Source organism: uncultured Roseobacter sp. (assembly GCF_947493125.1).
Taxonomy (GTDB): domain Bacteria; phylum Pseudomonadota; class Alphaproteobacteria; order Rhodobacterales; family Rhodobacteraceae; genus Roseobacter.
Genome location: NZ_CANLQB010000004.1, coordinates 319,373 through 337,800, shown reverse-complemented (window position 1 = coordinate 337,800; position 18,428 = coordinate 319,373). Strand labels below are relative to the sequence as shown.

At 60.5% G+C, this 18,428-nt stretch carries 11 protein-coding genes, 1 tRNA gene and 2 pseudogenes; 7 read left to right on the top strand and 7 right to left on the bottom strand.

Features of this window, described 5'->3' with window-relative positions:
• The first annotated feature begins 190 nt into the window (after positions 1-190).
• The 3 genes and pseudogenes from Q1A71_RS10795 (at position 191) to typA (ending at position 4,053) form a co-directional block, all read left to right on the top strand.
• Positions 191-1,192 (top strand): annotated as a pseudogene (locus tag Q1A71_RS10795) (IS30 family transposase).
• Positions 1,193-1,293: 101 nt separating this feature from the next.
• A pseudogene (locus tag Q1A71_RS10790) lies at positions 1,294-1,807 on the top strand (IS30 family transposase); the annotation flags it as partial.
• Positions 1,808-2,235: 428 nt separating this feature from the next.
• On the top strand, positions 2,236-4,053 hold the full coding sequence (typA, locus tag Q1A71_RS10785; protein WP_299675318.1) for a translational GTPase TypA: 1,818 nt from the start codon (positions 2,236-2,238) through the stop codon (positions 4,051-4,053).
• A 41-nt stretch (positions 4,054-4,094) separates the two neighbouring features.
• Here the strand turns inward: typA and Q1A71_RS10780 are convergent, their stop codons facing one another.
• The 6 genes from Q1A71_RS10780 to guaB all read right to left on the bottom strand — a co-directional run bounded on the left by Q1A71_RS10780 (position 4,095) and on the right by guaB (position 13,662).
• Positions 4,095-4,382, bottom strand: a complete 288-nt coding sequence (locus Q1A71_RS10780; RefSeq protein ID WP_299675315.1) for a DUF1330 domain-containing protein — start codon at positions 4,380-4,382, stop codon at positions 4,095-4,097.
• Between the two features lie 4 nt (positions 4,383-4,386).
• The gene (gene alaS / locus Q1A71_RS10775) at positions 4,387-7,044 is read right to left on the bottom strand and encodes an alanine--tRNA ligase (protein WP_299675313.1); all 2,658 of its coding nucleotides are present in this window, start codon (positions 7,042-7,044) and stop codon (positions 4,387-4,389) included.
• Positions 7,045-7,197: 153 nt separating this feature from the next.
• Entirely contained in the window at positions 7,198-8,277 is a 1,080-nt protein-coding gene (gene recA, locus Q1A71_RS10770; protein WP_299675310.1) for a recombinase RecA, read from the bottom strand.
• Positions 8,278-8,600: 323 nt separating this feature from the next.
• Positions 8,601-10,712, bottom strand: a complete 2,112-nt coding sequence (locus Q1A71_RS10765) for an ATP-binding protein (RefSeq protein ID WP_299675307.1) — start codon at positions 10,710-10,712, stop codon at positions 8,601-8,603.
• Positions 10,713-11,000: 288 nt separating this feature from the next.
• On the bottom strand, positions 11,001-12,164 hold the full coding sequence (locus tag Q1A71_RS10760; RefSeq protein WP_299675304.1) for an RsmB/NOP family class I SAM-dependent RNA methyltransferase: 1,164 nt from the start codon (positions 12,162-12,164) through the stop codon (positions 11,001-11,003).
• A gap of 49 nt (positions 12,165-12,213) precedes the next feature.
• On the bottom strand, positions 12,214-13,662 hold the full coding sequence (gene guaB / locus Q1A71_RS10755) for an IMP dehydrogenase (RefSeq protein WP_299675301.1): 1,449 nt from the start codon (positions 13,660-13,662) through the stop codon (positions 12,214-12,216).
• 162 nt (positions 13,663-13,824) lie between these two features.
• Here guaB and speB point away from each other — a divergent pair, with 162 nt between their 5' ends.
• The 4 genes from speB to Q1A71_RS10735 all read left to right on the top strand — a co-directional run bounded on the left by speB (position 13,825) and on the right by Q1A71_RS10735 (position 17,955).
• Complete coding sequence (speB, locus tag Q1A71_RS10750) at positions 13,825-14,796, top strand: agmatinase (protein ID WP_299675298.1); 972 nt, start codon at positions 13,825-13,827, stop codon at positions 14,794-14,796.
• A gap of 152 nt (positions 14,797-14,948) precedes the next feature.
• Positions 14,949-16,988, top strand: coding sequence for an ASKHA domain-containing protein (locus Q1A71_RS10745; RefSeq protein WP_299675295.1), 2,040 nt, complete (start codon positions 14,949-14,951; stop codon positions 16,986-16,988).
• Positions 16,985-17,836: a class I SAM-dependent methyltransferase gene (locus Q1A71_RS10740; protein WP_299675292.1), complete on the top strand. Its 852-nt coding sequence runs from the start codon at positions 16,985-16,987 to the stop codon at positions 17,834-17,836. The genes Q1A71_RS10745 and Q1A71_RS10740 overlap by 4 nt, the downstream gene beginning before the upstream one ends.
• Positions 17,837-17,881: 45 nt before the next feature.
• A tRNA-Gly gene (locus tag Q1A71_RS10735) sits at positions 17,882-17,955 on the top strand.
• An 8-nt stretch (positions 17,956-17,963) separates the two neighbouring features.
• Here the strand turns inward: Q1A71_RS10735 and Q1A71_RS10730 are convergent.
• Positions 17,964-18,407, bottom strand: a complete 444-nt coding sequence (locus Q1A71_RS10730; RefSeq protein ID WP_299675289.1) for a hypothetical protein — start codon at positions 18,405-18,407, stop codon at positions 17,964-17,966.
• Between the last annotated feature and the right edge of the window lie 21 nt (positions 18,408-18,428).

Here is an 18,428-nt window from a genome sequence, read left to right as displayed (position 1 = left end):
TTCGGCCTCGTCATTCTTTGTTACGTAGAACGATACCGACTGTGTCGTAGCATATGAAGTGGTGTATTTGAGCATATATTAATGATTTACATAATACTGATTATCAATTTATATGTAGATCAAGGAGCGCGCTACTCTGAAGTGCGACTCTTGTTAGAAAACAACATGTTATCTGACGAGAGGAATCGGCGTGGGAGCTGTCTATAGCCAACTGAGTATCACAGAACGACGCAAAATTGAACGCTGGAGACACGCAAAGGTCTCTGTTGATGAGATGGCGCCTGTATTGAAGCGCTGTCGTTCGACGATTTTCCGAGAACTCAAACGCAATCACTTCTCTGATGAATGCATGCCAAAGTGTGATGGCTACTACGGCGCCGCCGCTCAGCTGATGGCGGCAGATCGACGTGCACGACAACGCAAACTGATCAAATACCCCGACCTGTGCAAACGTGTGATCGAGCGCATCAAGAATGGATGGACACCAGAGCAAATTGACAATCGCATGATCCATGAAGGTGCCAAGCCAAGGGTCTGCCAAGAAACCATCTACCGCTATATCTACTCCAAAGACGGTCAACGTGATGATCTATGGTGATACCTGCCAACCCACCGTGTCGCTCGCAGACCGCGTCGCACCAGACGACGCAGAGAGCCAAAGTTCCATCGTGACGTCAGCATCTTGTTTAGACCCGATGATGTGGCACATCGCCGCCAGTTTGGTCATTGGGAGGCTGATTTGATGCTGTTCAAACAAAAGCTTGGCCAGACCAATGTGACCTCGCTTGTTGAGCGCGTCAGCAGGTTCACAGTCATCCTGAAGAACCCGAACAAGCGGACGAAGCCGGTCATGGGAAAGATCATGGAGGCCATCCGTGACCTCCCCTTTACAGCACGCAAGTCAATCACCTTCGACCGCGGCACCGAGTTTGTAAGCTGGCCCCACCTGCAGGCTGAGATCGGGACACAAACTTGGTTCTGTGATCCGTCTTCGCCCTGGCAAAAAGGCGCCGTTGAGAACACAAACCGCCGCATCCGACGCTGGCTGCCGCGTAAGCGCGATATCCGGCGATGCACAGATCGCGATATGAAAGTGATCTGCGATCACCTCAACAACACACCCCGAAAGTGTCTCGGATGGAAGACACCCGCTGAAGTCTTCCGCAAAAAGATGATGGAAGAATTACGATGAGCACCCTACCCTCACGTCAACAAGAGTCGCAGTTCAAGTATCGCTCACACACAAAGGGTGGACTAAAATCCGAAGTGCAAATCACCGCAAGATGATCGTGCATCCAGATGAGCCACGAGACGATCTATCGCTTCGCCTATTCCCATGATGGGCACGCGCAACAGTTTTTACCGCCATTTACCGGAATATCGGCGTCGCCGCAGACCGCTTGGCTATCGCAGGCACAATCGGACGCATAAGCGCATCGCGGAGCGCCCTGAATTCGGCCATTGGCAATGCGATCTGATAATGTTCCGCAAAGAGCATGGAAAGGTGAACGTCACCTCCCTGGTCGTGCGCGTGCGCCGCTATGCGGTGGTCATGCGAAACGAGGGATCGCCAATCCAAACCGATCATAGAGGCCCTGATCCAGGGCCCCGCTCCCCTGCCCGCCGACGCGCGTCGATCCATTACCTCTGATCGTGGCACCGAGTTCTCGGCCTGGAAGCATCTCAAAGACGGGATTGGCGCGGACAGCCGGTTCTGCGATCCGCAAGCCCCGTGACAGAAAGGAACGTCGAGAACACCAACAAAGGGCTGCGCCGCTACCTCCCTGGATCCACGGAGCCGACGGCGCTGGCAAACCTATGAGCTCACACAACGGCGAGCTTCGAACTGGGTTGTGACAAATCCCCTATCTTGCTGAAATGCAAGGAGAACGGAAAGTGCTCGATTTGCGTGACTGGCTTACAGCCGAGGACATCTTGAACGCGGCGCCGCTACCTGCTTGGTGACACTCAGCTTGCGGCGCTCTCAGATCTCAATATGAAGGCAATCTGCGACCACCCCTATTCGACTCCGAAAAGGGCCCAATGTAAAAAAATGCTGTCAGTACTGTCCCACGAAAAGATTTTGGAAGAGAGTCGCCACCTCCGCCCTCGCCACACCTGAGCGCGACGGTCTAGGTGCTGGCACATTCCGTCTAGTATTCTGCGTCGCAGCGATGTAAGGCCACCAAACCACACGTACAAGCGCCACGCTCTCGGCTTTTGAAGGCTTACGTCATGAAACTGCGCAACATAGCGATCATCGCTCACGTCGACCACGGCAAGACCACACTGGTGGATGAATTGCTTAAACAATCTGGGACCTTCCGGGAAAATCAGACGACGGCCGAGCGCGCCATGGATAGCAACGACCTGGAGCGGGAGCGGGGCATCACGATTCTTGCCAAAGCGACCAGCGTTGAGTGGAAGGGCACGCGGATCAACATTGTCGACACGCCGGGTCACGCCGATTTTGGCGGCGAGGTGGAGCGCATCCTGTCCATGGTCGATGGTGTGGTGCTGCTGGTCGACGCTGCCGAAGGCCCGATGCCGCAGACTAAGTTCGTGACCTCCAAGGCCTTGGCGCTGGGGTTGCGCCCGATCGTGGTGCTGAACAAGGTCGACAAGCCGGATGCAGAGCCGGACCGCGCGCTGGACGAATGCTTTGATCTTTTTGCCAATCTCGGTGCTGATGACGACCAGCTGGATTTCCCGGCGATGTACGCCTCGGGCCGCAATGGCTGGGCGGATATGGAGTTGGACGGCCCGCGCGAGGATTTGTCCGCCCTCTTTGATCTGATCGTGCATCACGTACCCGGGCCGTCTCAGGTGGCGCAGCGGGATGAGCCTTTCCGGATGCTGGCGACCACGCTCGGCGCCGACCCGTTCATTGGGCGCATTCTCACGGGCCGCGTTGAATCCGGTACGCTGAAGGCTGGAGAAACCGTGAAGGCGTTGTCCCGCGACGGGACGCTCGTTGAAAACTTCCGCGTGACGAAGATCCTTGCTTTTCGCGGGCTGACACAGCAGCCGATTGAATTGGCCGAAGCCGGTGACATCGTGAGCCTTGCGGGCATGGCGAAGGCGACGGTGGCCGACAGCATTGTGGCCCCGCAGGTGACGGAGGCCCTGCCCGCGCAGCCGATTGATCCGCCCACCATTACTGTGACCTTCGGCATCAACGACAGCCCGCTGGCGGGTCGCGATGGCAAGAAGGTGCAGAGCCGTGTGATCCGCGAGCGGCTGATGAAAGAGGCCGAGAGCAACGTGGCCATCAAGGTCAGCGATACCCCAAGTGGAGAGGCCTTTGAGGTCGCGGGCCGTGGGGAATTGCAGATGGGTGTGTTGATTGAAAACATGCGCCGCGAAGGCTTCGAGCTGAGCATTTCGCGTCCGCAGGTGCTTTTCCGCGAGATCGATGGCGTGCGGCACGAGCCCATCGAAGAAGCCACCATCGACGTAGACGACGAATACTCCGGCGCCGTGATCGAGAAGATCACTGGCTTGCGGCGCGGCGAGTTGGTCGAGATGAAGCCTGCGGGCGCGGGCAAGACCCGGATTGTCGCGCACGTGCCCTCACGGGGTCTCATTGGTTATCACGGCGAGTTTCTGACCGATACGCGCGGCACTGGCGTGCTGAACCGTGTGTTCCATGAGTGGGCGCCGCATAAAGGGCCAATCCCTGGCCGCCGGGCGGGTGTGCTGATTTCCATGGAGAATGGCGCTTCTGTGGCTTATGCGCTTTGGAACCTCGAAGAGCGTGGCAAGATGATGATCGGGGCGCAGACGGATGTCTATACCGGCATGATCATCGGCGAGCACAGCCGCGAGAATGATCTTGAGGTGAACCCGCTCAAGGGCAAGAAGCTGACCAACGTGCGCGCGTCCGGCACGGATGAGGCGGTGCGGCTGACCACGCCCATGACGCTGTCCCTGGAAGAGGCGATTGCCTACATCGACGATGATGAGCTGGTGGAAGTCACGCCAAATGCGATCCGGTTGCGGAAGCGGTATCTGGACCCGCATGAGCGCAAACGCATGGCGAAGGCCAGCTGACGCCCGGATTTGAGTATTTTCAGAAGAATGAAGGACAGCGTTTACTCGCTGGTCTCGATGATCATCAGTTCGCGTTCAGATGCATCGCGCGCGTGGTTCAAGGCGCGCTGGTAGGTATCTGAATTATAGCACTTTTCTGCGGTCTCGACATCGGGAAAGCGCGCCACCACATTGCGGGGGCGGGCTTGGCCTTCCAGCTGTACAAACCTTCCGCCCCGGGCAATGAACTGCCCGCCGTGGGCGGCGATCGCCTCGGTCGCGAGGGCTGCATATTTGGAGTAGGCTTCTTCGTCGGTGACGGTGACATGTGCGATCCAGAGTGCGCCCATTCGATTATCCTCCCAAGACTCTTTCAGCCGCGGCAATGGCGGCATCGGCGTTGGCGGCATCCTTTGCGCCGCCCTGTGCCATATCGGGCCGCCCGCCACCGCCCTTGCCGCCCAGTTCCGCCACGGCGGCTTTCACCACATCGACGGCCGAGACTGTATCAGTGAGGTCTGCGGTCACGCCAGCGGCCACGGCCGCTTTGCCATCGGCATCCGCGATGAGCAGCACCGCGCCACGCCCCAGCTTGTCCTTGAACTGATCCACCAGCGCGGGCAGGTCCTTGCCGGTCACGCCGGAAAGCACCTGTGCCATGAAGGGGATGCCTGCGATCTCGCGCGTCTCGGGGCTGCCTGATGTGCCGCCGCCGGCCATGGCCAACTCGCGGCGCAGCTGCGCCACCTCATTGCTCAACGCGCGGCGCTCATCCAGTAGCGCGCGGACACGGTCCGGCACATCTGCGGCTTGGGCCTTAAGGTCAGACGCGACTTCTGCAAGGCGATGATCCTGCGCGCGCAGGAATTGCAGTGCAGCCGCACCGGTTAGCGCTTCGATCCGGCGCACACCCGCGCTGCTGGCGCTGTCGCCTAGGGTCACGAAGGCGCCAATGTCGCCCGTCTGGCGCACATGCGTGCCACCGCAAAGCTCCAGCGAATAAGTGTCCCCATCCCGGCCTTTACCGGAACCCGGTCGGCGCCCCATGGAGACCACGCGCACCTCGTCGCCGTATTTCTCGCCAAAGAGCGCCTGGGCCCCAAGAGCGCGCGCATCGTCGGGCGTCATGATGCGCGTCTCAACGGGTGCGTTCTGGCGGATGTAGGCGTTCACATCCGCCTCGACCTGCGCCAGCTCATCGTGGCTGAGCGCTTGCGTGTGGCTGAAGTCAAACCGCAGACGGTCTTCGGCGTTGAGCGAACCGCGCTGTGCGACGTGATCCCCCAAAGCCTCACGCAACGCTTCGTGCAGCAGATGCGTGGCGGAGTGGTTGGCGCGGATGGCCGTGCGGCGGGCATGATCCACCTCCAGTACGGCAGCCTCACCGGCCTTCAACGTCCCCTCGGCGACCGTCGCGATGTGGATGAAGACATCAGCTGTCTTGCGTGTGTCGGTGATCTTAGCGGTGCCATCCGGGGTCCGAATGAGGCCGCTGTCCCCCACTTGCCCGCCACTTTCGGCATAAAAAGGTGTCTGGTTCAGGGCAATCTGCACTGTATCGCCGGATTTCGCCTTAGACACGTCCTTTCCGTCTTTCACCAAAGCGACGATCTGCCCCTCGGCTGTCTCGGTGTCATAGCCTAGGAAGTCGGTTGTGCCGTGCTTGTCGGCCACGTCGAACCAGATCGTGGAGTCAGCCGCCTCGCCAGACCCCGACCAGGCCGCGCGGGCCTTGGCCTTCTGCTCGGCCATGGCGGCGTCGAAGCCGTCGGTATCTACCGTGCGGCCTTTTTCGCGCAGCGCATCCTGAGTGAGGTCGAGCGGGAAGCCGTAGGTATCATAGAGCTTGAAGGCCGCGGCGCCCGGAAGGTCGGCGCCATCGGGCAACCCGGCCAGCTCTTCATCCAGCAGTTTCAGGCCGCGATCCAGCGTTTGGCGGAAGCGGGTTTCTTCCTGCAGCAACGTCTGTTCGATCATGCTCTGCGCCTGACCGAGTTCGGGGTACGCCGCGCCCATCTTCCGGACCAGCGACGGCACAAGGCGGTGCATCAGCGGATCATTGGCACCCAACTGATGCGCGTGTCGCATCGCGCGCCGCATGATCCGGCGCAGCACATAGCCGCGCCCGTCGTTGGACGGCATCACTCCATCAGCCATCAGGAAAGAGGTGGAGCGCAGGTGATCGGCAATGACCCGGTGGTGGGTCTTGCCTGGGCCATCCGGGTCTGTGCTGGTGGCATCTGCGGAGGCCTCGATGAGGGAGCGCATTAGGTCGGTCGCATAGTTGTCGTTGGTGCCCTGCAGCAGCGCTGCCACGCGCTCGATCCCCATACCGGTGTCGATGGACTGCGCGGCGAGATCGCGCCGGGTGCCATCTTCGAACTGCTCGTACTGCATGAAGACGAGGTTCCAGATCTCCACAAAGCGGTCGCCGTCCTCCTCCGGGCTGCCCGGAGGCCCACCCCAGATGTGATCGCCGTGGTCGTAGAAAATCTCGGTGCACGGACCACAAGGGCCGGTCGGGCCCATCATCCAGAAGTTATCATTCGTGGCGATGCGGATGATCCGGTCTTCCGGCACGCCCACCTTCTTCCAGATCTCCGCTGCCTCGTCATCGGTGTGATAGATCGTGACATACAGCCGAGATTTGTCGATGCCCAAGTCACCGGTCACAAGCCCCCAGGCGAAGGCAATCGCCTCATCCTTGAAGTAGTCACCAAAGCTGAAATTTCCCAGCATTTCGAAGAAGGTATGATGGCGCGCGGTGTAGCCCACATTGTCCAGATCGTTGTGCTTGCCGCCTGCGCGCACACATTTCTGCGCGGTAGTGGCGCGCTTGTAATCGCGCGTCTCGACCCCGGTGAAGAGGTTCTTGAACTGCACCATGCCGGAGTTTGCAAACATCAGGGTCGGGTCGTTGCGCGGCACCAAAGGGCTCGACGGCACAACCGCGTGACCCTGCTTGTCGAAGTAAGACAGGAAGGTGGAGCGGATGTCGTTCAGCGTTTGCATGGCGGGCCCTTGAGCGTGAGGTTGGCTTGGCTGAGATAACCCGGTGGTTCGCGGCTGTCCACGGCGATTGCAAACGAAAACAGGGCCGCCGCGCGGGCCGCCCTGTGTCCTGAGTATGTTCAGCAGCGCTGAGCTGGACGAGTGAGGTGTGTCTTACGCTTCGAGAATGTCGTCGTCTTCGGTGCGCTCTTGCTCGGGCATGTCGAAATCAAGCCCGTGGGCGGCACGGATCTTGTCTTCGATCTCGAGCGCCATTTGCTCATTCTCGCGAAGGAAGCTTTTTGCATTCTCGCGCCCCTGCCCTATGCGCTCGTCGCCGTAGCTGAACCACGAACCGGATTTGTCCACGACACCGGCGGCAACGCCAAGATCAAGCAGCTCGCCCATCTTGGAGATGCCTTCGCCATACATGATGTCGAATTCCACCTGCTTGAAGGGGGCGGCGACCTTGTTCTTCACGACCTTCACGCGGGTGTGGTTGCCCACCACCTCGTCGCGGTCCTTCAGCGCGCCGATGCGACGGATGTCGAGGCGGACGGAGGAGTAGAACTTCAGCGCATTGCCGCCTGTTGTGGTCTCGGGTGAGCCGAACATCACGCCGATCTTCATACGGATCTGGTTGATGAAGATCACCATGCAGTTGGACCGCGAGATCGAGCCTGTGAGCTTGCGCATGGCCTGGCTCATCAGGCGGGCCTGCACACCGACCGAGCTGTCGCCCATGTCGCCTTCCAGTTCTGATTTTGGCGTGAGCGCGGCAACCGAGTCGACGATGACCATATTGACCGCACCCGACCGCACCAGCGTGTCTGTGATCTCAAGAGCTTGTTCGCCGGTATCCGGTTGGCTGATCAACAGTTCATCAAGGTCCACACCAAGCTTTTTGGCGTACGTCGGGTCGAGCGCGTGTTCCGCATCGACGAAGGCGCAGACGCCACCTGCCTTTTGCTGTTCGGCCACGCAGTGCAGCGTGAGCGTGGTCTTCCCCGAGCTTTCGGGGCCGTAGATCTCGACAATGCGCCCCATCGGCAAACCACCGATGCCAAGCGCGATGTCGAGGCCAAGTGACCCGGTCGAGCTGGCCTTGATGTCCTGCACCGCGCCTTCCTGGCCCAGCTTCATGATCGAGCCCTTGCCGAATTGACGCTCTATCTGTGCCAGGGCGGAATCAAGTGCCTTCTGCTTGTCTGCTGTCTTCTTGCCGTCCATGCTCAATAAATCTGCCGTTGCCATTTTTTCCATCCTCTTAGTGTCACACTTCGCGAAACACGGCAATGCAGGCCGGTGTTTCGCATTGTGATGTTCTTATTCTGTTCCTTATGGGATCAAAAGCAGAACATTTCAATCAAAATTTCACCATCCAATAGTTTCCCGAATCTGGTTAAGGAGTGGTTTAAGTCAGCTGTGCAGATATGCGGAGATATGTGGCTTTCGAAAGGTCGAATGGTCTCAATGCGTTATGGCAACGCATTACCACAGGATGCACGTGGCGCAGGCCGAAGTTCTTCTTGGTATGGAAAGAGAGTTGGAAGCCCCTGGATGTTTCTTGGCCCGCATTAGTGCAGTTGTTGATGCACGGTATCCGTGAGATCGTTTAACGAAAATGGTTTTGGAAGAAATACGGAATTCGGGATCTTGATTTGAGTCTCCCCAAAGCTGTCCTCCGCATAACCTGACACGAAGACAACACGCACGCCTGGGCGATCTTTCAAAGCCTTGCGGACCCAACTGGGACCATCCATTCCGGGCATGACCACATCCGTGACAAACACGTCGACGTTTAGAGACGAGTCTTCGAGTGTTTTGAGCGCGGCCTCCGCAGAGTCCGCCTCGAGCACTGTGTAGCCGCGCAGGCGCAATGCCCTGCTGGCGAACGCGCGGACGGGTGCTTCATCTTCGACAAGAAGAATGACGCCATCCCCATGCTTCGCCGCCGGTTTTGGTGCCTCTTCGCGCGGCGCCGGTGTCGTGACCTCGGATGCTTCAAGCACCGGAAAGTAGAGTGTGAAACATGTTCCCGAGCCCACTGTGCTGTCGACGAAGATATAGCCTCCTGTTTGCTTGATGATGCCGTAGGCAGTCGAGAGCCCCAGTCCGGTGCCCTCCCCTGTCCGTTTGGTGGTAAAGAAAGGCTCGAAGACCTTCTGCAATTTGTCGGACGGGATGCCGACACCATCGTCTGAGACCTGAACCGTCACATATCGGCCCGGCGGGACGCGCACGCGATCGCGCTCGAGGGGCTCTTCGAGGTCGGTGCATTCCGTCACAATCCGAATTTGACCGCCCTGGGGCATCGCATCGCGCGCGTTGACAACAAGGTTCATCAGCACCTGTTCGAGTTGGCGTTTGTCCGCGCGAATAGGTTCGAGTACCGGGTCGTGGCTCAATGTGAGGGTGATTTTCTCGCCGACCAACCTGTTCAGGAGATGCGTCAGATCCGACAGGGTGTCGCGCATGTCCAGCGTTTCGGGACGCAGTGTCTGTTTGCGGGAGAACGCCAGAAGTTGCCCCACAAGAGCGGCGGCACGATTGGCATTCTGGTTGATCTGAACCAGATCGCTGAAGTCCGGATCACCTTGATCATGTCGCAACAACAACAGATCGCAATGCCCAGAGATGGCAGTCAGCAGATTGTTGAAGTCATGCGCCACACCACCAGCGAGTTGACCGATTGCCTGCATTTTCTGGCTTTGAACGAACTGCGCTTCCAGAGACTTCAGTTCCGTGGCGTCGTTCAGAACCGCGATGAGCGCTGGCTTGCCGTCTTCGGTGACGCGGTTGAGTGTCACCTGTACAAAGACTTCCTTGTCCGTCCGCTTGAGGCGGAGGAACTCCGAGTGCTGTGGTCCGCGGCCTGCCAGTGTGTCCGACAGCCAATCCGTGATCGAACGGCCTAAGCCCTCCATGAGATCAGAGAGCGGCACCTGATCTTTCAGTCCGACGCCAATCAGGCCGGCGGCAAGCCGGTTGTAGGCCTGGATTTCGCCATCTTGCCCAATCTTAAGCAACGGCACTGGCAAATCCTGAAAAACATTCCAGCCGTCTTTCGACATTGTTTCGACACCCGGCGGAAGAAGGTAAAGCGCCCGGCGGCCTGCGCCGGCATCCATTTCGCAAACTCTCACGCGGGCCGGACCATTTGCACCGACGATACTGCAGACGGTTCCGGAGATGACGGGCAGCTGCTCAAAAAGCCGGTCTAAGGTTTTCACCCGTCCTCCGGCAATCTTCCGCGCCTGCTCGTTCATGTACAGCACAGCGTTGGTACGGCCCACCAGGATCATCGGCAGGGCCGGCCCATCGGTGGCCTGTGCTGCGGCAGGGACATCCTCCAGACGCCAGAGGTACATCTCTGCTCCGGCTTGATGGACCGCGAGCCTGATGTGGCCGCGGCGTGTCACCAGATCTTCGCGCGCGGCGCCATCCTGATCGGCGCGCGATTGCAGTCGAAAGACAATGCCGCTCGGATTGGCGAGGGTGTTTTTCAGCGTGCTGCTGATCGTCTCTTCAAGGTCCTTCTCAAAGCGCTTTTGGGCTGCTGCATTCGCCGACAGAATCTCGCCCTGAGGGTCGACAAGGAAGCTGGCAGAGGCGTCATTTGAGATCAGGTCCGACACGGTCGCTACGGTCGCTGTGCGCCTTTTGATATGCCGTTGTGCGATCGACATCAGGACGCAACAGATAGCGAGTAAAGATAAGCAGCCTGCAAAGAGCGCGCGCCGTGCGGTGAGGTCCTGTGTCGCGAGCGCTAGCACACCGAGAAGCACGGATACGAGAACCAGTGTTCCGAGACGCTTTTGGGCATTGACGGCAAATTGTGTCAGCTTGGAGGGGGTCAATGCACCGCGCGACAAAATCAGGCTCCCAAACGTTTCGAATCGCTGCTGCAACTACACGCCTGATGTCTTAATCTAGGCTTAACCACGTTGAGCGTTGCTCGCAAAGGTTGAGTATCGTCAGAGTTTAACGCGCGTCAAGTGTGCTGTGAAAAAACCATCGCCGTGTTGCTGAACATCAAAGCGACGTTGCAACCGGCAGCTCCAGTCCGGGTGCCGTGCGAGAAAGGTCTCGATCCGATCCTCGTTTTCCCGTTTCAGAACTGAACAGGTGGCGTAGACAAGAGCACCCTCAGGGCTGACGAGATGTGCAGCCTCCGCCAGGATCTCGTCCTGGATCCTGGTGAGATTTTTCAGTTGGCCTGGACTGAGGGTCCATTTGCCATGGGGCGCCCGGCGCCATGAGCCGCTGCCGGAACAGGGTGCATCGCAGAGCACGACATCGAACGGGGCGTGGCTTTGCAGCGCGGCTGTTTCGAGCTGCGCAATAGTGGCCCCTGCCCTCTCTGCCCGCCCCGGCAGGTCTTTCATTCGCGCCGGATCGACGTCGTGCGCAAAGACCGTTCGGCCGTCGGCAGCCATTGCGAGCGCCTTGCCGCCGCCGCCTGCGCAATAGTCCAGACAGCGCGCGCCGCCCGGCAGTAGCGCGACGACCGCCTGGGACGCCGCGTCTTGAAACTCGATCCAGCCGGCTTTGAAGGGATCGGAGGCTTTTACGCGGCGTGCGCCCTCGGTCACGGTGAGCGCCGTATCGCAGAGCGGATTGGGCGTCGTGGCGATCCCCGCTGCAGCCAGGGCTTTTTGCGTTGCCGCTCGGGTGCTTCTGGCGGTATTGACCCGCAGGGTCACCGAAGCGCGGGACTGCAACAGCTGCGCGGTTTTCTGAGCCTCTGCTCCAAGGCTCCCGGTGAACTCGGGCAGTATCCAATCGGGAAGGTTCCAGCTGACGCCAGTGGACTTGTCCGACAGCGGGACGCGCAGCTCCTCATCGGTCAGCGGTGGTGGGGCATGACCGTCGCCAGTGAAGAACTCCGCTGGATCAAGACCGTCTTCGCGCAAAAGGCCCAGCATCACGGCCCGGCCGTTTTGCCCACCTCCCGCGGCCGCAGCAGAGCGCCAACGCCGCAGCGCGTCAAAGACGTGATCCCGGATTGCTGAGCGATCTTTCGACCCGGCAAAGCGGCTCCGGCGCGCCCATTGGGTCAGTGCCTGCTCTGCCGGACGACCTGTCGTAATGACATCAAGGATCTCCATCGCCGCTGCGACACGCGCGCCCGGTGTCATCCCATCCCCTCGTCGTCATTGACACGGCATGCGGGGGCAAGCATGTGCATCAGCCAGCCCGGTAGTTGGGGCTCTCGCGGGTGATCTGTACGTCATGTACGTGGCTTTCCTTGAGCCCGGCCCCGGTGATCTTCACAAACTGGCAGTTGGTTCGCATCTCATCGACCGTGGCGCAGCCGGTGTAGCCCATGGCGGCCCGCAGCCCGCCCACCAACTGATGGATCACCGCACCCGCGCTGCCCTTGTAGGCGACCTGCCCCTCGATGCCTTCGGGAACGAGCTTGTCACTGGCCGCGTCCTTCTGGAAGTAGCGATCCGCCGAACCACTGGCCATAGCGCCGAGCGACCCCATGCCGCGATAGCTTTTGAAGCTGCGGCCCTGATAGAGGATGACTTCGCCGGGCGACTCGTCCGTGCCTGCAATCATGCTGCCCACCATCGCGCAAGAGGCGCCGGCTGCGATGGCCTTGGCAAAGTCGCCTGAGAACTTGATGCCACCATCGGCAATCACAGGCGTGTCACCCGCTGCTGTGGCGCAATCCATGATCGCGGTCAGTTGTGGCACACCGACGCCTGCGACCATGCGTGTGGTGCAGATGGAGCCCGGCCCGATCCCGACCTTCACCGCGTCGGCCCCCGCATCGATCAGCGCGCGGGTGGCCTCTCCCGTGGCGACATTGCCCGCCACGATCTGCACTTCATTCGACAGCGCCTTGGCGCGGCGGACGGCGGCAGCAACGCCTTCGGAGTGCCCATGCGCTGTATCGATCACGATCATATCGGCCCCTGCGTCCACCAGCGCTTCGGAGCGTTCGAAACCTGCGTCGCCAACGGTGGTGGCCGCCGCCACGCGCAAGCGCCCCAGCCCGTCCTTACAGGCTGTGGGGTTCAGCACGGCTTGTTCGGTGTCTTTCAGCGTCAGAAGGCCGGTGAGCTTGCCGTCCTTATCGGTGATCAGCAGCTTTTCGATGCGCCGTGCTTTCATCAGGCTGATCGCCTCTTCGCGGTCGGCGGGCTCATGCAGGATGGCGAGGTTGTCTGAGGTCATCATCACAGACACCGGCGTCGCGTCATCGGAGGCAAAGCGCATATCGCGGTTGGTCACGATGCCGACGACCCGCCCCTTCTCGTCGACCACCGGGAAGCCGGTGACGCGGTAGCGGTCCTGCAGCGCCTTGGCGTCTGCCAGCGTTTGATTGGCCCGCAGGGTGATCGGGTTGTAGACGATCCCGCTCTCAAAGCGTTTCACGCGGCGGATTTCCCGGGCCTGCTCGTCGATGCTGAGATTGCGGTGCACCACGCCGATGCCGCCTGCCTGTGCCATGGCAATCGCCATCCGGCCTTCGGTGACTGTGTCCATCGCCGAGCTGAGGAGCGGGATGTTCATCGAAATCGCCCGCGTCACGCGCGTGCGGGTGTCGGCGGTGGACGGCAAAACCGAAGACGCCCCGGGCACCAGTAGCACGTCATCAAAGGTGAGAGCCTCACGAATCTCCATTAGCATACCTCGCGCGGGGAGTGTCTCATTTGGCAGTTTCCTATTTCACGCGTCGGCAAAAATGAAAAGGGCAAAATCAGGCGCGGGCGGGATCCGGCGGGCATTGCCAAACCGGTTTGAGGGTTCCAAGGTCGCAGCGCGAGTGGTGAGCCGGAGGTGGGGATGGCGGAGCATGGATATGAGAGCGGCAGGCTCGATCTGCCATTTGTCGGGATTTCGACCTTTGGCAAGCGGCCCTATGTGTCGGACTGGGATGGGATCTCGGCAGATGCGGCGATCCTCGGCGCGCCTTTCGATGCGGGCACCCAATGGCGGGCGGGCGCGCGGTTTGGGCCGCGCGGTGTGCGCGAAGCCTCGACGCTGTTCAGCTTCGGTCACGCGGGGGCCTATGATCATGAAGATGATGCGACCTATCTGCCCGCCGACGTGCGCATCGTGGATATCGGCGATGCCGACATCGTGCATACGGACACCGAGGCCAGCCACGCCAATATCGAGAGGGCTGTGCGGGCGATCCTGCGGGCGGGCGCCCTGCCCGTGGTCATCGGCGGCGATCATTCGGTCAATATTCCCTGCGTCCGGGCGTTTGATGGCCCGGAGTACACAGGGCGCCCGTTCCATATTCTTCAGATTGATGCGCATCTGGACTTCGTGGACGAGCGACATGGGGTGCGGCACGGGCATGGCAACCCGATGCGTCGCGCCGCAGAGCGGCCGTACGTCACCGGGCTGACGCAGGTGGGCATTCGCAATGTGAGTTCCACTGCTAGGGAAGGCTATGAGCATGCCCGAGCAATGGGATCGCAGATCATCTCGGTGCGCCAGGCGCGCAGGATGGGGTCCGTTGGGGTGATCGAGACCATACCCGCAGAGGCGGCGGTCTATGTGACCATCGACATTGACGCCTTCTGCCCATCCATCGCGTCCGGTACTGGCACGCCGAGCCACGGCGGGTTTCTCTACTACGAGGTGCTTGAGATGCTGCAAACTCTCGCCCGGCGGCATGAGGTTGTCGGGGTCGATCTGGTGGAAGTGGCACCCGATTACGACCCGTCCGGGTCGACCTCGATCCTCGCTGCACAGCTTCTGCTAAACATGCTGGGCTTTGTCTTCCACGCGCGGCAAAACCGCTGATCCGTGGTGCATTCAATGCCTGTTCATAATGGTTATGACAAATACAGGCGGGCAATGCCGCGCCCGGCATATTAAGTGACGCAGATCAGCATGAGCGCGCGGAGCGCGACAGTAAGCTCCCGCCGAGGGTCAAGAACAGGTGTGACGAAACGATGAGCAGCGATCCCCTAGTGGTCTTCACGCCTTCAGGTAAGCGGGGGCGGTTTGCGCTTGGAACGCCCATTCTGACCGCCGCCCGGCAATTGGGCGTCGATCTCGATTCCGTCTGTGGTGGGCGTGGGATCTGTTCGAAATGCCAGATCACGCCGAGCTATGGTGAGTTCTCCAAGCATGGCGTGACGGTGCGCGAGGATGCGCTGTCGGAGTGGAACAGCGTCGAAGCGCGGTACGACGAAAAACGCGGGCTGGCCAAGGGGCGCCGCTTGGGCTGTCAGGCTACGGTGCAAGGCGATGTGGTGGTCGATGTGCCGCCTGAGAGCCAGGTGCACAAACAGGTCGTGCGCAAACGCGCCGAGGCACGGGAGATCGTGCTCGACCCCTCCACCAAGCTCTTCTACGTCGAGGTCGAAGAGCCTGACATGCACGACCCATCGGGCGATCTGGAGCGCCTGCGGGCGGCACTTAAAAGCCAATGGGGTCTGCGCAAAGTCACCGCCGATCTGCACATCCTGCAGTCGATGCAACCGATCCTGCGCAAGGGCGACTGGAAAGTCACCGTCGCTGTGCATCTGGGTGACAAGGAAAACCGCCCACGTATCATGAACATCTGGCCGGGGTACTATGACGGCACGGTCTATGGGCTCGCGGTCGATTTGGGCTCGACCACGATCGCGGCGCATCTTTGCGATCTGCAGACCGGCGAAGTGCTTGCCTCGTCGGGCGTGATGAACCCGCAGATCCGCTTTGGCGAAGACCTGATGAGCCGGGTGTCCTATTCGATGATGAATGCCAAGGGCGCCGAGGAGATGACCCGCGCGGTGCGTGAAGGCATGTGCGGGCTCTTTACCCAGATCGCGGCAGAGGCGGAGATCGACAAGGAGCTGATCGTCGACGCGGTTTTTGTCTGCAACCCGGTGATGCACCATTTGCTGCTGGGCATTGACCCCTTCGAGCTGGGCCAGGCACCCTTCGCCCTGGCCACGAACAGCGCCTTGCGGCTGAGGGCGGATGATCTGGAGCTGAACATCCACCCCTCGGCGCGGATCTATTTGCTGCCCTGCATCGCAGGTCATGTGGGCGCGGATGCTGCGGCAGTTGCTCTCTCCGAAGCTCCGGACAAATCCGACGATCTGGTTTTGGTGGTCGATGTCGGCACGAACGCCGAAATCCTCCTGGGCAACCGCGAGAAGGTGCTGGCGTGCTCTTCGCCGACAGGGCCTGCGTTCGAGGGGGCGCAGATCAGCTCGGGCCAGCGCGCCGCCCCGGGTGCCATTGAGCGCGTCGAGATCGATCCGGTGACGAAAGAGCCGCGCTTCAAGGTGATCGGCTCCGATCTGTGGTCGGATGAGGATGGCTTCGACGCGATGATCGCCAAGACTGGCGTGACGGGCATCTGCGGCTCCGGCATCATTGAGATGGTCGCCGAGATGCGGATCCATGGCATTGTGGACGCACCGGGACTGATCGGCTCGCCCGAACAAACAGGCTCGAGCCGCTGTTTTCAGGACGGGCGCACCTATTCCTACCTGCTCTATGATGGCACCGAGGCGGGCGGGCCGAAGATCACCATCACCAACCGCGACATCCGCGAAATCCAGATGGCCAAGGCGGCGCTTTACTCCGGCGCGCGGCTGTTGATGGACAAGTTCGGCGTCGACAACGTGGATCGCGTGGTGCTTGCCGGGGCTTTCGGCGCCCACATATCGACCAAACACGCGATGGTGCTGGGCATGATACCCGATGCGCCGCTGGACAAGGTGACCTCGGCGGGCAACGCCGCTGGCACCGGCGCGCGGATTGCTCTGCTGAACACCGGCGCACGGGCGGAAATCGAGGCGACGGTGCGTGCGATCCACAAGATCGAAACAGCGATTGAGCCGCGCTTTCAGGAGCATTTTGTGAATGCCTCGGCGATCCCAAACGCAGTAGAGCCCTTCCCCATCCTCCGCTCCATCGTGACCCTGCCGGAAGAGACGTTTAACACCGGCACCGAAACCTCGGGCGGTGGGCGCCGTCGGAGGCGTCGGGCATGAGGCAGGACAACAGCGAACAGGCAGAGTTCTGGACGGCTCAAGCCGGCGAGAAGTGGGTCGACCAGCAGGCTTTGCTCGATGCGCTCATGCAACCGGTTCTGGATGGCGTGCTGGCGCGTGCGCAATTGCGGCCAGGGGACAGCGTGCTGGACATCGGTTGCGGCACCGGCGCCAGCACGTTGCATGCGGCGGATCAGGTTGGCGAGGCAGGCCAAGTCCTCGGTGTGGATATCTCGCCAACTATGCTCAGACTGGCCAAAAGCCGGATGGCCGGGCGCGATCATGTCGCCTTTGCCGAGGCTGACGCGGCCCATTTCGCCTTCGAGCATGGGAGGTTCGATCATCTGATTTCGCGTTTTGGTGTCATGTTCTTCGCCGATCCCGAAGCTGCATTCACAAACATGCGCAAAGGTTTGAAGCCTGGGGCTTATGTTACTTTTGCAAGCTGGGGGCCCTTCCCTAGAAATCCATGGTTTCGCCTCGCTGTTGAGGCGGCCAAGGACGTGCTCGGGGCGCCGCCGAGTGTTGACCCCGATGCCCCGGGTCCCTTCGCGTTCCGCGATGTCCCCCGTGTTCAGGAGATTCTGACGCGGGCGGGTCTGGTTGCCGTTGAAGCGGAGGTGGCTAAGGTCGCGCTCACACCGCCCGGCACCCGCTCAGAGGTTGCCGCGATGGCAACAAGCATCGGGCCGGCTGCGCGAACGGTCGAGTATTTTCAGGGCAGTGCGGAAGATAGCGCGGCCATCACCGCCAAGGTCGATGCTGCGTTGGCATCTTATGTGACGGCAGAGGGTGTCCGGGTGCCGGCCGAAATCAATTTCTTCCGAGCCCGTTGCCCGAGCAACTGATCGGCCTTGACGCTCGACGACGAAAGCACTAGCCAACCGCTCAGCGCGGGTATGGTGAAAAGGTATCACGCGAGCTTCCCAAGCTTAAGTTACGGGTTCGATTCCCGTTACCCGCTCCACTTTCGTACTAGTCCAGGGAAAACGTGAGTCCAAACGCCAGAACGCCGTCTGTCGATTGACCATCTGCGGGCAGCAATTGCGCAAATACATTCCGATACCTGGCCTGAAGTCCGACCAGCGGGACAACGTCTCCGATAGAGTGATCGAAACGATCGCCTTCGCCCGGATAAACCGCCAGCCCTGCAAAGGCGCCGATTTCAAATTCGGGCGCGACCTCGATGTCGTATCCAATTGAAATCAGCGGCGAGACATTCGAATAGCTATTCTGAAAAACACCGACAGAGTAGTCGAAAGTCGGCCCTTCCCAGGTCAGAAACACCCCCGGATTGAACTCGCGAAAGTCTTCTTCGGCGTTGAAGTGTTCGGAGCCCAGCAGGATCGAGACGCGATCCGGTCCGGCCAGTGCAGTTGTTGGAAGTAGTGCGGCAAGGATCAAAGCGGGCAGTTTCATCGCGTGTCTCCGACATCAAGC